The following is a 14,945-nucleotide window of genomic DNA, read 5'->3' as shown; positions in this document are numbered from 1 at the left end:
GCCGTTTCGGGGGATGGGGCACGCCGCCGATCCGGGGGACAGGCCGCCGTTTCGGGGGCCGGGGCGCCGCGTCCCGGGCGGCGGGGAGGGGGCGCCGGTGCGGCGGGTTGCCGTACCGCTCCGGGGTTTCGGGCCCGGCTTGGGGGCGGCACGGTGAGGACGGGTGCAATCCGGGATCAACTCCCCATCCGCGCCCGGATTCTGGACGAGGTCTTCCGCTGAGCGGATCGGCTCGTTACTGTCCGGGCACATGCAAACGCCCCGTGGCAGCGCCGCCGCGGAGCGCAGCCGGTGTGCCATGGCCTGCCGGCGGCCTCTCGGTGCGACGCTCAAGGGACGGGCGTCGCCTCCGCGTTGAGAGTGTCCGCCGTCACTCACTCCGAAGGAGGGGGCGTCGTGACCGCGGAAACCTCCCAGACGCTCGACCGGGGACTGCGCGTCCTCAAACTGCTCGCCGACACCGACCACGGGCTGACCGTCACCGAGCTGTCCCACCGGCTCGGCGTCAACCGCACGGTCGTCTACCGCCTGCTCGCCACGCTGGAACAGCACGCGCTCGTACGGCGCGACCTCGGCGGCCGGGCCCGTGTCGGGCTCGGCGTGCTGCGGCTCAGCCGGCAGGTCCACCCCCTCGTACGGGAGGCCGCGCTGCCGGCGCTGCGCTCGCTGGCCGAGGACATCGGGGCGACGGCGCACCTGACGCTGGTGGACGGCGCGGAGGCGCTGGCCGTGGCGGTGGTGGAGCCGACGTGGACGGACTACCACGTGGCGTACCGGGCCGGTTTCCGCCACCCGCTGGACCGGGGTGCGGCGGGGCGGGCGATCCTGTCGGCGCGGCAGGCCGGAGGCGCCCCGGAACCCGGGTACACCCTGACGCACGGGGAGCTGGAGGCGGGCGCGAGCGGGGCGGCGGCGCCACTGGTGGGGGTCACGGGCATCGAGGGCAGCGTGGGCGTCGTGATGCTGACGGACGCGGTCCCGGAGCGGGTGGGGCGGCGGGTGATGGACGCCGCCCGCGAGGTCTCCGAGGCCCTGCGCTGAAGCCGCGGGCCCGGCCCGCCGCCATGGACGCCCGGCCGGGGCCGCCCGTGCCCGGGCCCGCCTGTGCCCTGGGCCTCCCGTGTCCTGGGCCTCCCGTGTCCTGGGCCTTCCCGTGCCCTGGGTCTCCCGTGCCGTGGGCCGCCCGTGTCCGGGGGGCGCCGGGCCGGGGCGGATAGATTGGGGGCGTGTTGTCTCGGATCTCGCGGGCCCGCGCCCTCCTCCTGTGCGCCCTCCCCGTCCTCGCCCTCATCGCCGCCGCCGCGTTCGCCCCGCTGCCGTACACGATCGCGCTGCCGGGCAGCACGGCGGACGTGCTCGGCGTGGACAAGGGCCGGCAGGTCATCACCGTCACCGGCGCGCCCGTCCGCAAGACGACCGGGCAGCTGCGGATGACCACCATCGTCGCCACCGCGCCGGGCGCCGACATCGACCTGGGCGATGTGGCCCGCGCCTGGTTCCGCAGCGACCAGGCCGTACTGCCGCACGACTCCGTCTACCCGGCCGGCAAGTCCGACCGCGAGATCGAGAAGCGCAACCTCGGCCAGATGCGCATGTCGCAGGAGAGCGCCGTCGCCGCGGCCCTCGGGCACCTCGGCAAGCGCGACGGGGACATCCGCGTCACCCTGCACCTCGCGGACATCGGCGGCCCCAGCGCCGGGCTGCTGTTCTCCCTCGGGATCGTCGACAAGCTGGTCGGCGACGGCGAGGGCGGCGACCTCACCGGCGGCAAGGTCGTCGCCGGTACGGGGACGATCACCCCGGACGGCACGGTCGGCGCGGTCGGCGGGGTGGCCCTGAAGACGCAGGCCGCCGCGCGGGACGGCGCGACCGTCTTCCTCGTGCCGAAGGCCGAGTGCGACGACGCCCTCGCGACCCGCCCCGCCGGGATGCGCCTCATCCCCGTGACGACCCTGAAGGACGCCGTCGCCTCCCTCAAGGCCCTCGGCGACGGGGGCCGCGTCCCGTCCTGCTGACCCTCCGAGGGCCGTCGCCGCGCGCGTCCCTCCCCGCTGACCTCCGAGGGCCGCCCGCCCCCTCGCACCGGGCGCGGGCGTCCGAGGTCCCAGGGGCCCCGCCTCCTCAGCGCCGCAGGTCGCCGTCGGTCGCCGCCTGCTCCACCAGGGGGATGACCCGCAGCGGCACCGGGTTCTCCATCACGATCGCCGTCGACGCGCGCACGATCCCCTCGAAGGCCACCACCCGGTCGATGACCCGCTGAAGGTCCGCGTTCGACCGGGCCACCAGGCGGCACAGCATGTCCCCGTGCCCCGTCGTCGTGTGCAGCTCCAGCACCTCGGGCACGCCCCGCAGATGCTCCCGCACGTCCGCGCCCTGCCCCTGCTTGATCTCCAGCGTCGCGAACGCCGTCACCGGATAGCCCAGGGCCGCGGGGTCCACCTCCGGGCCGAACCCGCGGATCACCCCGTTCGACTGCAGCCGGTCCAGCCGCGCCTGGACCGTGCCGCGCGCCACGCCCAGCCGCCGTGACGCCTCCAGCACACCGATCCTCGGCTCGCGGGCCAGCAGGCCGATGAGCCGGCCGTCCAGATGATCGATCGCCACGACCGCCTCCCAATGGTCATCCTGTACAGAACGCCCGACCATCCTGGGCCCTCGCTGTACACATTGACCAGAGGAAACGCAAAGTATTGCGCAGCTTGTGGAACGGAGAGAACCTGCCGCCATGACTGAGACCCTGCATGACACCCCCGGCACCGCTCGGCAGGCCGACCCCTTCCCGGTGAAGGGCATGGACGCGGTCGTCTTCGCCGTCGGCAACGCCAAGCAGGCCGCGCACTACTACTCCACGGCCTTCGGCATGAAGCTCGTCGCCTACTCCGGCCCGGAGAACGGCAGCCGCGAGACGGCCAGCTACGTCCTGACCAACGGCGCCGCCCGCTTCGTGCTGACCTCCGTCATCAAGCCGTCCACCGACTGGGGCCGCTTCCTCGCGGACCACGTCGCGCAGCACGGCGACGGCGTCATCGACCTCGCCATCGAGGTCCCCGACGCCCGCAAGGCGTACGCGTACGCGGTGGAGCACGGCGCCACCGGCATCGAGGAGCCCTACGAGGTCAAGGACGAGCACGGCACCGTCGTCCTCGCCGCCATCGCCACGTACGGCAAGACCCGCCACACGCTGGTCGACCGCTCCGGCTACACCGGCCCGTACCTGCCCGGCTACGTCGAGGCCTCCCCGATCGTGGAGCCCCCGGCCAAGCGCACCTTCCAGGCCATCGACCACTGCGTCGGCAACGTCGAGCTCGGCAAGATGAACGAGTGGGTGGCCTTCTACAACAAGGTCATGGGCTTCACCAACATGAAGGAGTTCGTGGGCGACGACATCGCCACCGAGTACTCCGCGCTCATGTCGAAGGTCGTCGCGGACGGCACCCTCAAGGTGAAGTTCCCGATCAACGAGCCGGCGATCGCGAAGAAGAAGTCGCAGATCGACGAGTACCTGGAGTTCTACGGCGGCGCCGGCGTCCAGCACATCGCGCTCGCCACGAACGACATCGTCGCCACCGTACGCACCATGCGCGCCGCCGGCGTCCAGTTCCTCGACACCCCGGACTCGTACTACGACACGCTCGGCGAGTGGGTCGGCGACACGCGCGTCCCGATCGAGACGCTGCGCGAGCTGAAGATCCTCGCCGACCGCGACGAGGACGGCTACCTGCTGCAGATCTTCACCAAGCCCGTCCAGGACCGTCCGACGGTCTTCTTCGAGCTGATCGAGCGCCACGGCTCGATGGGCTTCGGCAAGGGCAACTTCAAGGCCCTGTTCGAGGCGATCGAGCGCGAGCAGGCCAAGCGCGGCAACCTGTAGTCCCGCCGCGTCCCCCGTGCGTGTGGCCCCGCGGACCTGACCCGCGGGGCCACCGGCCTTCCCGCCGGAGCCGTCCTCACCGCCCCGGCGGCGCCTGCGGGGGCTCGCCCAGCTCCGCCAGCGCCCGCCGCGCCGCCGGGGCGTGCAGCGGCGAGAAGTACGGGTTGATCCGCAGCGCCTCCTCCAGCGCCCTGCGGGCCGCGCCGTCCCGGCCGAGCGCCCGCTCCACCTCGCCCCGGTGGTACGCGAACAACGCGCTGCGCACCCCCCGCCCGGTCGCCGCCCGCGCGTACGGCAGCGCCTGCTCCGGCTCGCCCGCCCGCAGCAGCGCCCAGCCCAGCGCGTCCGCCACCTCCGCCGACCGGTGCCCGCCCCGCCACCGGGCCCGCAGCACCTCCACCGCCCGCTCCGGATCGCCGTGCTCCGCCTCGTACCGGCCCCGTACGAGCGCCGTGTCCACCCCGTACGACTCCGCCGCGTCCGCCAGCTCCACCGCCCGCGCGTACCGCTCCCGCGCCGCCGCGTCCCGGCCCAGCGCCGCGTACAGGTCCCCGGCCTCCAGGGCGTACTCCGGCAGCGGCCGTGCCTCCAGCGCCGCCCCGTACATCCGCAGCGCCTCATCCGTGCGCCCCAGCGCGGCCAGCGCCCGCGCGCGGCCCGCCAGCGACGGCGCGTCCCCCGGCGCCACCCGCAGCGCCGCCTCGTACCGGGCGAGCGCCTCGCGCGCGTACCCCCGCTCCCACTCCAGATCGCCGAGCCGCCGCAGCGCCGCCGCCCGCTCGGCGGACGTCCCGGACAGCGCCACCGCGTCGTGCGCGCGGGCCGCCGCGTCCTCCCGCCAGCCCCGGTCCCGGTACAGCTCCACCGCCCGCGCCTGCGCCGCCCCGCTCGTCGGGCGCAGCTTCCGCAGCCGCTCCAGCGCCTTGCCGGCCGCCGTGTCGTCACCGAGCCCCCGATGGGCGTCCACCAGCAGCGCCTGCGCCCGCCAGCCGCTCCCCGCCTTCCGCGCCCAGCGAAGCGCCGTCCCGAAGTCGCCGCGCGCCAGGGCCAGTTCGCCGAGTCCCAGCACGGCCGGGGTGCCACCGCCCCCGGCCGGCCGGGCCTCCAGGACGCCGCCGCCCCCGGCCGGCCGGTCCGGCAGGGCGCGCGCCCCGGCCGGGACGTGAGACAACGCGCCGCCCCCGGCCGGGCGGGCCTCCAGCGAGCGCCGCAGCGCCCGCTCCGCCTTCGGGTACGCCGCCGGGTCACCCGTCCGCACCCCGTGCTCCGTGTACGCCGCGCCCAGCACCGCCCACGACACCGCGTCCCCCGGATGGCGGCGCAGCCACGCCTCCCGGTCACCGATCAGCGCCGCCAGGTCCGGCGGCGACGCCCCCGCGCCCGCCCCCATCCCCGCCGCCGCGCGCGCCGCGGGGCCCGCGAGACCGGCCGGCACCCCCGGCGCGCCGGCCGCCCCCGCACCGCCGGCCCCCGCGCCCGCCCCGCCCGCGCCCACCGGGCCGTCGGCCGCGAGCAGCGCCAGCGCGCCCGCCAGCACCGCGCCCGCCCCGGCCAGCAGCACCACCTGAGAGACCCGTTCCGTCTTCATGCCGCTCACTGTGCGCGCGGCCGCCCGGCCCGTACGGGCGCCCACGTCGGCGTACCCGCCCGGTTCACACCGATGGCCCCGGGTGCCACGCTGGGATCATGGACGAGCTGCTGCGCCGGCTGCGCGCCGGCCTCCCCGCCGAGGCCCTGATCACCGACCCGGACGTCACACCGACCTACGCCCGCGACATGGCGGGCTTCTGCCCCGCCGGGCAGCCGGCCGTCGTGGTGCTGCCCCGCACGGTCGAGGAGGTGCAGCACGTCATGCGCACGGCCACGGCGCTGCGCGTCCCCGTGGTCCCGCAGGGCGCCCGCACCGGCCTGTCCGGCGCCGCCAACGCCACCGACGGGTGCGTCGTGCTCTCCCTCGTCAGGATGGACCGCATCCTGGAGGTCAACCCGGTCGACCGGACCGCCGTCGTCGAACCGGGCGTCGTCAACGCCGTGCTGTCCCGCGCCGTCGCCGCGCACGGCCTGTACTACCCGCCCGACCCGTCCAGCTGGGAGACGTGCACGATCGGCGGCAACATCGGCACCGCCTCCGGCGGGCTGTGCTGCGTCAAGTACGGGGTGACCGCCGAATACGTCCTCGGCCTCGACGTCGTCCTCGCCGACGGGCGGCTGCTGACCACCGGCCGCCGCACCGCCAAGGGCGTCGCCGGGTACGACCTCACCCGCCTCTTCGTCGGCTCCGAGGGCACGCTCGGCATCGTCGTCCGCGCCGTGCTCGCGCTGCGGCCCAAGCCGCCCGTCCAGCTCGCCCTGGCCGCCGAGTTCGCCTCCACCGCCGACGCCTGTGCCGCCGTCTGCGCCATCATGGAGCGGGGCCACACACCCTCGCTGCTGGAGCTCATGGACGGCACCACCATCCAGGCGGTCAACCGCCTCGGCCACATGGGCCTGCCCACCACCACGGCGGCCTTGCTCCTCGCCGCCTTCGACACCCCCGACCCGGCCGCCGACCTGGCCGCCGTGGGCGAGCTGTGCACCGCCGCCGGCGCCACGCAGGTCGTCCCCGCCGACGACCCGGCCGAGTCCGAACTGCTGCTCCAGGCACGCCGGATGTCGCTGCCCGCCCTGGAGACCCTCGCCCCCGCCACGATGATCGACGACGTGTGCGTGCCGCGCTCCCGGCTCGCCGACATGCTCGACGGCACGGCCGCCATCGCACGGACGCACGGGCTGACCATCGGGGTCTGCGCCCACGCGGGCGACGGCAACACCCACCCGGTCGTGTGCTTCGACCACACCGATCCGGACGAGTCCCGGCGCGCCCGCGCATCCTTCGACGCGATCATGGCCCTCGGTCTGGAGCTGGGCGGCACCATCACCGGCGAGCACGGCGTCGGCGTGCTCAAGAGGGAATGGCTCGCCCGCGAACTCGGCCCCGTGGGGCTCGAATTGCAGCGCGGCATCAAGAAGACCTTCGACCCGCTGAACCTCCTCAACCCCGGCAAGCTGTTCTGACCCGCCCCCGGCACACCGTCCCGGCACACCGCCCCGGTTGCCCGCGTCCCTCCGGCCGCCCGCGTCTCCCCGGGCGGTCGCGTCCCCCCTGGGCGGTCGCGTGCGCCGGGCGTACGCCGGTACGTTCCGCCACACCGCCTCCGGGCCGCCCGCGCACCGCGTCCCGTGCCTCTCCTCATGCCTCCGCCGACAGCAGTGCCGCCAGCCCGTCGTCGATGCCGAGCCGCTCGGCCTCCGTGCCCGGAGCCACCACCCGCAGCGTCTGCTCCAGCCACGCCGACACCTGCGACGCCGGCGCCTCCAGCAGCGCGTCGCCGTCCGGCGACGACAGCCCCATCAGCACCACGCTCCGCCCGTTCGCCTTCGACGGCCAGATCCGCACGTCCCCGTAGCCGCACGGGCGGAACACCCCCTCCACCAGCAGCTCCCGCGCGAACGTCCAGTACACCGGGTTCTCGGAGCCGATGTGGAAGACGATGTGGACGGCGTACGGGTCGCTCGTCCGGTACGTCAGCCGCGCGGGCACCGGCACGCTCTGCTCCGCGGACAGCACCAGCTTCATCTCCAGCTCCCGCTCCACCGTGGTCGTCTCCATGGGTCTTCCTCCCTCTCGCCGGGGTCGGCACGGGCCCACCGCGGGCCCCGCTCGGAAGGAGAGAGCGGGTTCCCGCGTCGTCATTACGCGACTTTCACCAACGAATTTCTGTTACTTTCCGTGACGCTGCCGTGACCGGATCGGGGGCGTTGTCCGCGGAGCGGCCCGGCGGCGTCCGGCCGTCTGATAGATGTGGTGCCTTGAATTGAGGCCCTCGAGGAGATACGGGACCACGGTGATGAGCGCCCCAACCCCGGCAACCGGCGACGGCAGCCCCGAAGCCGGGTACTACCCAGACCCCTCCATTCCTGGCTACATCCGGTACTGGAACGGTGCCGCCTGGGTGCCCGGTACGAGCCGTCCCGCGCCCGCCGAGGGCGAGGCCATGCCGGTGCCGCCGGCCTCCGCCGCGCCCGCGCGGCTCCCCGCCCAGGCGGGACCGCCGGCGGCCCCGGTCCCGGTCGTGGAGGAGACCGGACCGGTCTTCCTGGACGAGGAGCCCGGCATCGCCTCCGAGTCCGGGCCGGCCGCCGAACCGGAACCGGCCGCGGAACGCGGCGCCGCGCCCGAGCCGGCGTCCGCGTGGCAGGCGGACATGTCCCGGCAGCGGGGCCAGGGCGGCGCACCCGGCGTCGCGTGGGGCGCGGCCGGCCGCCCGGATCCGCGCGTCCCGGCCGCCGCTGCCGACCCGACGGGCGGCGCGCTGCCCGGCGTACGGCGGGTGGAGCCCGAACCGGGGACCCGCACCGGCCCCGACGGCCCGCCGGCCCATGGGCCAGGCGCACAGGGATCGGACGCCCATGTGCCCGGCGCACAGGGGCCGGACGCACACGTGGGCAGCGCCCATGTGCCCGGCACACATGGGCCCGGAGCGCATGGGCGCGACGCACATGGTGCCGCCGCACAGCCTCAGGGCCCGCAGACGCTCGGCCCCGGCGCCCAGCCCCAGGCCCCGCAGGCACAGGGGCCGCAGCCCCACGCCGTACCCCATTCGCCCGTGCCGTCCCAGGCGGCCGCGCCCCAGCCGGTCGCGGCGCACCAGGCCCCCGCCCCGCACCAGGTCCCCGCGCAGGCGGTCCCGGACGCGCCCGTCACCAGCGGCCCCGGCGGCGGCGCGGCCTCCTGGGCGCAGCAGGTCCACCAGCTCGCCCAGCCCGCACCCGCCGCCGCCCCGGCCGGCGCCGCGCTCGGGGCGGACGCCGCGCAGCCGGTGGTGCCGTGGAAGCCGCCGGTCAGCGACCCGTTCCTGCGCGCCGCCCAGGAGCGGGCCGCCGCGCGCCCGGCCGGCCTCGGCAGGCGGTTCGCCGCCCGGCTGATCGACACCCTCGTGCTCGGCGCGCTCGCGGGCGCGGCCGCCGCCCCGTTCGTACGGGACGCCGTGGACCACATCATCGGCAAGATCGACGAGGCAAAACGGTCCGGCGAGACGGTCACCGTCTGGTTCGTGGACGGCACCACCTCCGTCCAGTTCGGCATCGCCCTCGGCATCCTCCTGGTCCTCGGTGTGCTGTACGAGGCGCTGCCGACCGCCAAGTGGGGCCGCACGCTGGGCAAGCAGCTGTGCGGCACGGAGGTGCGGGGCATCGAGTCGCACGAGCCTCCCGGCTTCGGCGCGGCGCTGCGCCGCTGGCTCGTGTACGGGGTGCTGGGCCTGGCCGCCGTCGGCGTGCTCAATGTGCTCTGGTGCCTGTTCGACCGGCCGTGGCGGCAGTGCTGGCACGACAAGGCGGCGGGGACGTTCGTAGCCGCCCGCTGACGCCGCTTCGGAACGCCGCGCCGCCGGGGTCCCCCGAACGGCACATGAGGGGATGCGGGCGCGGGCGGGGCGGGATGCACTGCCCCCATGAGCAACGAACCGCCCACGCCGGGCCCGCCCCCCGACGACGACCCGTTCCGCAAGCGCCCGCAGGAACCGCCGAGGTACCCGGAGGGCGGCGGCACGCCCCCGCCGCCCCCACCCCCCGGTGGCGAGGGCCCCTACCCGGGCGGCCCGCCCGGCGGCGGCCCGTACGGCACAGGCGGCCCCTACGGCGGCGAACCGCCCGGCGGCCAGGGCCCGTACGGGACCGGCGGCCCCTACGGCGGCCAACCCCCCGGCGCGGGCGGGCCGTACGGCGGCGGACCGTACGACTACGGCGGCACCGACCCGCTCAGCGGCATGCCGCCCCTCGCCGACACCGGCAAGCGGGTCCTGGCGCGCATCGTCGACTGGCTCGTCATCGCCATCCCGCTGGGGCTCATCGGCATCCCCTTCGGCGTCTACGACCGCGTGGGCGACGAGTCCGGCGACATCGCCGACGTGTGGGCGTCCGGGAACGACGGCGGCCAATGGGTGTTCCAGCTCATCTCGATCGTGGTCTACGTCGCCTACGACACCCTCATGACGGCCAAGCGCAACGGCCAGACGCTCGGCAAGCGGCTGATGCGGCTGCGGGTCGCCATGCTCAACGACGGCAGCGTCCCGCCCGTGAACGCCGCCCTGATGCGCGCCATGGTGCTGTGGCTGCCGGCGCTCATCTGCTGCGCGTGCCTGTGGCCGCTGCTGATCCTCGTCCTGATCCTGGTCGACAAGCCGTACAAACAGGGCCTCCACGACAAGGCGGCGAAGACGGTCGTCGTCTCGACCGCGGACTGAACCTCCCACGGCTCCCGCTCTCCGGAGCCCGGCCGCGCGCGAGCGGGGGCGCTCCGGCCGGCGCGCCGCGCACGGGGCGCCGGATGACGGGCCGTGCCCGGCCTCCCCGGTCACCGTCCGGGGGTGCCCCGGCACCCCTCAGGGCCTGCGCGCTCCCCCTTGCCCGCTGCTCCGCCCGGGCAGGGGGGACTCCCACGCCGTGTCGGCACCCGCGTGCGCCCTGGACTCCACGTGCGGTCCGGGGGCGTGCCCGGCGTGGCCCCGGTCCGCCGGGCCGGCGCCCCGGCCCGCCGCGGCGCGCGGGGGCGCGGCCACCGCCACGCCGAGCAGCAGGGAGAGCGTGGCCGACAGGGCGATCGCCGCGTCGCTGGTCGCGCCCGTCAGCAGAAGGAGGATGACGGTCGAACAGACGACGGTGGCCGAACCCAGGGCGAGCCGTGCGGCGGTCGGACGCGGCATGAGGGTGTTCCGTCCTCGTCGGGGAGTCGTGCGGGGGCCGGGATGGAGCCGGGGTGGAGCCGTGCGGGAGCCGGAGCGGAGTCGTGCGAGGCCCGGGCGGGGCCGGGCGGGGGAGTCGGGGCGGCGGCGTCGGCGGTGCGGCGCCGCGCGCCCGCGACGACCCGCGACGCGGCCGGCGACGACCCTACGACGACGGATGCCCGTGCGGAACCGGGGGTAAGCGCCGCCTCACGTGCCGTGCGGTGCGTCAAGGGCGCACGGGGTCACACCGGGCCGCTTGCCGACTTTTTGCCGTCCGCTATACGGATTGACGTGTCCACATAGGGCACTTGGCCTGTGCAAGTCAAGACTGTCTTTTCTCGCGTAAGTCCGGTCGAATGTCGTCACTTGTGGCGCGACACCGCACGCGGATAATCACGTGACCCCCCATCCGCGTCGGCGGTTCGCAGGGGAGGAAACTTACAAGTGACCAGCAGACGACGGGCGTTCCGCGCGTCCGCGGTGTTCGTGGCCCTGGCCGCGACCGCCGCCACCGCCGGGGCCCTCACCACGGCCCAGGCCGACAACCGCCCGGAGACGGGCATCGAGCGCCACGACCCGGCGCCGGGCGCCGACCACCACGGTCACGCCCACGACAAGGCGGCAGGGGTCGACCACGACCTCGAGGGCCCCTTCTCCGAGAAGCAGGCCGAGCAGCGCGAGGCGGCGCTGGAGCAGGTCCTCTCGGGCGAGTCCAAGGTGGAGCGCCGCGGCGCTTCCCAGGTCGTCAAGCTCGACGACAAGAAGTACGTCGAGCTCGGCCGTGAGAAGACCGACAAGATCTTCACCATCCTCGTCGAGTTCGGCGACAAGGTCGACAACACGACGCTCGTCGACCGCAAGGACGACGACACGGACGAGCTGAAGCCGAAGTTCGGCGGCACGCCCGGCCCGCTGCACAACCAGATCGCCAAGCCGGACCGGACGAAGGACAACTCGACCGCCTGGCAGGCCGACTACGACCGCCAGCACTTCCAGGACCTGTACTTCGGTACCGGCAAGGACGCGCAGGGCAACCAGAAGCACTCGCTCAAGACCTACTACGAGCGCACCTCGTCCGGCCGCTACTCGGTCGACGGCACGGTGTCGGACTGGGTCAAGGTCGAGTACAACGAGGCCCGCTACGGCTCCAACTACTGCGGCCAGACCAACTGCGCCAACGTCTGGGACGCCGTCCGCGACGGTGTGACCGCCTGGTCGAACGACCAGAAGGCCAAGGGCAGGACCGACGCCGAGATCAAGGCGATGCTGGCCGAGTACGACCAGTGGGACCGCTACGACTTCGACGGCGACGGCAACTTCAACGAGGCCGACGGCTACATCGACCACTTCCAGATCGTCCACGCGGGCGAGGACGAGTCGGCGGGCGGCGGCGCCCAGGGCACCGACGCGCTGTGGGCGCACCGCTGGTACGCGTACGGCACCGACGCCGGCAAGACCGGCCCGGCGGGCAACAAGGCCGGCGGTACGCAGATCGGCAACACCGGCATCTGGGTCGGCGACTACACGATGCAGCCGGAGAACGGCGGCCTCGGCGTCTTCGCCCACGAGTACGGCCACGACCTCGGCCTGCCGGACCTGTACGACACCTCCGGCCGCGCCGGCGCCGAGAACTCCACGGGCTTCTGGTCCCTGATGTCCTCCGGCTCCTGGCTGGGCACCGGCAAGGACACCATCGGCGACATGCCGGGCGACATGACCGCCTGGGACAAGCTGCAGCTGGGCTGGCTGAACTACGAGAAGGCCAAGGCCGCCACGAAGTCCCGGCACAAGCTGGGTGTCGCGGAGTACAACACCAAGAACCCGCAGGCGCTGATCGTCGAGCTGCCGAAGAAGAAGGTCACCACCCCGATCGTCAAGCCGGTCCAGGGCGCCACCCAGTGGTGGAGCAACATGGGTGACGACCTGAAGAACACCCTCACCCGCTCCGTCGACCTGACGGGCAAGGCCAAGGCCGAGCTGTCGCTCGACGGCTGGTGGGACATCGAGGCCGAGTACGACTACCTGTACGCCGAGGTCTCCACGGACGGCGGCGCGCAGTGGACCGCCCTCGACGGCACCGCCGACGGCGCCCCGATCACCAAGGACGCCAGCGGCGCGACCGCGCTGACCGGCACGTCCGAGGCGTTCAAGAAGCTCGTGTACTCGCTCGACGCGTACGCCGGCAAGAAGATCGACATCCGCTTCCGCTACCAGACGGACGGCGGCGTGGCGCAGAAGGGCTTCGCGGCGGACAACATCGTCGTGACCGCCGACGGCGCCCCGGTCTTCTCCGACGACGCCGAGGCCGAGGCCGCGGGCTGGACGTCGAAGGGCTTCTCCCGCATCGGCGAGGCGATCACCGACGAGTACCCGCAGTACTACATCGCGGAGAACCGCCAGTACGTCTCGTACGACGCGACGCTGAAGGTCGGCCCGTACAACTTCGGGTTCGGCGGCGACAAGGCGAGCTGGGTGGAGCACTACCCGTACCAGACCGGTCTGCTGATCTGGAAGTGGGACACCTCCCAGAAGGACAACAACACGGCCGTCCACCCCGGTGAGGGCCTCGTCCTCCCCATCGACGCCCACGCCAAGCCGCTGACCTGGGCCGACGGCACGCTGATGCGCAACCGCATCCAGTCCTACGACGCCCCGTTCAGCCGCTTCCGCACCGACCGCGTCACCCTGCACAAGGCCGACGTCGCCCAGGGCTTCGGCGGCCTGGCCGGCAACCCGGTCTTCGACGACCGCAAGGGCGTCTACTGGTTCGAGAGCAACCCGCGGGCCGGCGTCAAGGTGAACGACACCAACACCCGGATCGCGATCACCGAGCAGCCGCGCAACGGCCGCACGATCACCGTCCAGGTGGGCCCGTCCACCAAGTGACCCCGGTGCCGGGTCCCCGGACCCGGCACCAGGCCCCCTGACCGGGACCTGACCGGGATCCGATCCGGACCCGGTCGGGCCCCGGTCCGGCTCTGATCCGGCCCCGGTCCGGCTCTGATCCGGCCCTGAGCCGGCTCTGATCCGGAAAGCTGCTGGTCATGCCATGATCGGCCGTCGCCCCCTGGCGGGCGGCGGCCGATCGTGTTTAGGTGCGGGTGACCGAGTCCGGGGAGGAGCCCCTCCGGACAAGCCTTCGACGGGGGAGCGTTTCGGCATGCCCGGTGGTGGTTTCTGCAAGTTGCCCGGCGGCAGCATGGTCGTCGCGCTGAGCCTGCCCAATCCGGCGGGCGAGGGCGAGGTCCGCGTCCTGGTCCACGCGCTGAACCGGCCGCGCGCCCTGACCCGGCTGCGCAATCTGGGCCTGCGGGCCTATCTGCGGGGCAACACCCATCCGCCGACGCCGGACGAGATCACGGCCGTGCTGCACCATCCGGACGGGCTGCTGTGGCGGACCTCCCCGAGCCGCGAGCCGGAGCTGTGGCGCCCGATACGGGCCCTCCTCAGCCCCGGCACCCCCTGAGGCCCCGGTCTCGCCGCGGGACGCCCCGGCACTGGCGCCGCCCGGCGCCCGCGCCGCCCGGCGCCCGCGCCGCACACGCGCCCGCGCCCCGGCGCCGACCGCCCGGGTGACGTACCGCCCCGGCGACGTACCGCCCGGGTGACAGGCGGCCGTCTCAGACGACGGGCTCGCCGGTCAGCGTCACACCGGCCGCGCGCAGCTCCTCCAGCGCCTTGCCGGTGGTCTCCGCGCTGACGCCCGCCGTCAGGTTCAGCAGCACCCGTGTGCGGAAGCCCTGCGCGACCGCGTCGAGGGCCGTGGCCCGCACGCAGTGGTCGGTGGCGATGCCCACGATGTCCACCTCGGTCACCTCGTGGGCGCGCAGCCAGTCCGCGAGGGGCACGTCGTTCTCGTCGGTGCCCTCGAAGCCGCTGTACGCCGCCGCGTAGGCGCCCTTGTCGAACACGGCCTCGACCGCCCCGGAGGCGACGGCGGGCGCGAAGTTCGGGTGGAAGCCGACGCCCTCGGTGCCGGCCACGCAGTGCGCAGGCCAGGAGCGGACGAAGTCGGGGTGCTCGGCGAAGTGGTCGCCCGGGTCGACGTGGTGGTCGCGGGTCGCGACGACGTGCCGGTAGCCGACCCCGGCCGTGTCCCCGACCAGGTCCGTGATGGCGGCGGCGACGTCCGCGCCGCCCGCCACCGCGAGGCTGCCGCCCTCGCAGAAGTCGTTCTGGACGTCGACGACGATCAGTGCGCGGTGCATGGCGTGGGTCCTTACGGTGGGGGAGCGGTCGGGGGTCGGGGACGGCGGCGGGGGGCGCTTCCCGAGCCTAGGGACTTCCCCCTTCCAACGGGAGGGGGAAGC

General features: G+C 74.4%; 13 protein-coding genes. 8 read left to right on the top strand and 5 right to left on the bottom strand.

Annotated features, from left to right (window positions below; all coding sequences use genetic code 11):
- Nucleotides 1-396 precede the first annotated feature (396 nt).
- Together ACSUPT_RS10380 and ACSUPT_RS10375 are read left to right on the top strand one after the other, a co-directional pair.
- A complete protein-coding gene (locus tag ACSUPT_RS10380; protein ID WP_351965962.1) occupies nt 397-1,041 on the top strand; it encodes an IclR family transcriptional regulator in 645 nt (214 codons plus the stop codon).
- A 185-nt stretch (nt 1,042-1,226) separates the two neighbouring features.
- Nucleotides 1,227-2,015, top strand: a complete 789-nt coding sequence (locus tag ACSUPT_RS10375; RefSeq protein WP_365726376.1) for a S16 family serine protease — start codon at nt 1,227-1,229, stop codon at nt 2,013-2,015.
- A gap of 106 nt (nt 2,016-2,121) precedes the next feature.
- On the opposite strand, the gene ACSUPT_RS10370 is transcribed toward ACSUPT_RS10375, so the two are convergent.
- Complete coding sequence (locus ACSUPT_RS10370; RefSeq protein WP_351965960.1) at nt 2,122-2,604, bottom strand: Lrp/AsnC family transcriptional regulator; 483 nt, start codon at nt 2,602-2,604, stop codon at nt 2,122-2,124.
- Between the two features lie 121 nt (nt 2,605-2,725).
- Between ACSUPT_RS10370 and hppD the strand changes: the two genes are divergently transcribed.
- Entirely contained in the window at nt 2,726-3,871 is a 1,146-nt protein-coding gene (gene hppD, locus ACSUPT_RS10365) for a 4-hydroxyphenylpyruvate dioxygenase (protein ID WP_351965959.1), read from the top strand.
- Between the two features lie 76 nt (nt 3,872-3,947).
- On the opposite strand, the gene ACSUPT_RS10360 is transcribed toward hppD, so the two are convergent.
- On the bottom strand, nt 3,948-5,459 hold the full coding sequence (locus ACSUPT_RS10360) for a tetratricopeptide repeat protein (RefSeq protein ID WP_436944106.1): 1,512 nt from the start codon (nt 5,457-5,459) through the stop codon (nt 3,948-3,950).
- A gap of 98 nt (nt 5,460-5,557) precedes the next feature.
- Here ACSUPT_RS10360 and ACSUPT_RS10355 point away from each other — a divergent pair, with 98 nt between their 5' ends.
- On the top strand, nt 5,558-6,925 hold the full coding sequence (locus ACSUPT_RS10355) for an FAD-binding oxidoreductase (RefSeq protein ID WP_436944105.1): 1,368 nt from the start codon (nt 5,558-5,560) through the stop codon (nt 6,923-6,925).
- Nucleotides 6,926-7,100: 175 nt separating this feature from the next.
- Here ACSUPT_RS10355 and ACSUPT_RS10350 read toward each other — a convergent pair whose 3' ends face one another.
- On the bottom strand, nt 7,101-7,520 hold the full coding sequence (locus ACSUPT_RS10350; protein WP_351965956.1) for an SsgA family sporulation/cell division regulator: 420 nt from the start codon (nt 7,518-7,520) through the stop codon (nt 7,101-7,103).
- 238 nt (nt 7,521-7,758) lie between these two features.
- Between ACSUPT_RS10350 and ACSUPT_RS10345 the strand changes: the two genes are divergently transcribed.
- On the top strand, nt 7,759-9,276 hold the full coding sequence (locus tag ACSUPT_RS10345) for an RDD family protein (RefSeq protein ID WP_436944104.1): 1,518 nt from the start codon (nt 7,759-7,761) through the stop codon (nt 9,274-9,276).
- An 87-nt stretch (nt 9,277-9,363) separates the two neighbouring features.
- A complete protein-coding gene (locus tag ACSUPT_RS10340; RefSeq protein WP_351965954.1) occupies nt 9,364-10,155 on the top strand; it encodes an RDD family protein in 792 nt (263 codons plus the stop codon).
- Between the two features lie 138 nt (nt 10,156-10,293).
- Here the strand turns inward: ACSUPT_RS10340 and ACSUPT_RS10335 are convergent, their stop codons facing one another.
- Entirely contained in the window at nt 10,294-10,614 is a 321-nt protein-coding gene (locus ACSUPT_RS10335) for a hypothetical protein (protein WP_436944103.1), read from the bottom strand.
- A 465-nt stretch (nt 10,615-11,079) separates the two neighbouring features.
- Between ACSUPT_RS10335 and ACSUPT_RS10330 the strand changes: the two genes are divergently transcribed.
- Nucleotides 11,080-13,521: an immune inhibitor A domain-containing protein gene (locus tag ACSUPT_RS10330; RefSeq protein WP_436944102.1), complete on the top strand. Its 2,442-nt coding sequence runs from the start codon at nt 11,080-11,082 to the stop codon at nt 13,519-13,521.
- 274 nt (nt 13,522-13,795) lie between these two features.
- On the top strand, nt 13,796-14,101 hold the full coding sequence (locus ACSUPT_RS10325; RefSeq protein ID WP_351965951.1) for a hypothetical protein: 306 nt from the start codon (nt 13,796-13,798) through the stop codon (nt 14,099-14,101).
- Between the two features lie 154 nt (nt 14,102-14,255).
- On the opposite strand, the gene ACSUPT_RS10320 is transcribed toward ACSUPT_RS10325, so the two are convergent.
- Nucleotides 14,256-14,843, bottom strand: coding sequence for an isochorismatase family protein (locus ACSUPT_RS10320; protein ID WP_351965950.1), 588 nt, complete (start codon nt 14,841-14,843; stop codon nt 14,256-14,258).
- Nucleotides 14,844-14,945: the final 102 nt, after the last annotated feature.

Origin of the sequence: Streptomyces sp. SudanB25_2051, from assembly GCF_964272635.1 — a bacterium.
Classification (GTDB): domain Bacteria; phylum Actinomycetota; class Actinomycetes; order Streptomycetales; family Streptomycetaceae; genus Streptomyces.
This window is presented reverse-complemented; position numbering and strand designations above follow the sequence as displayed.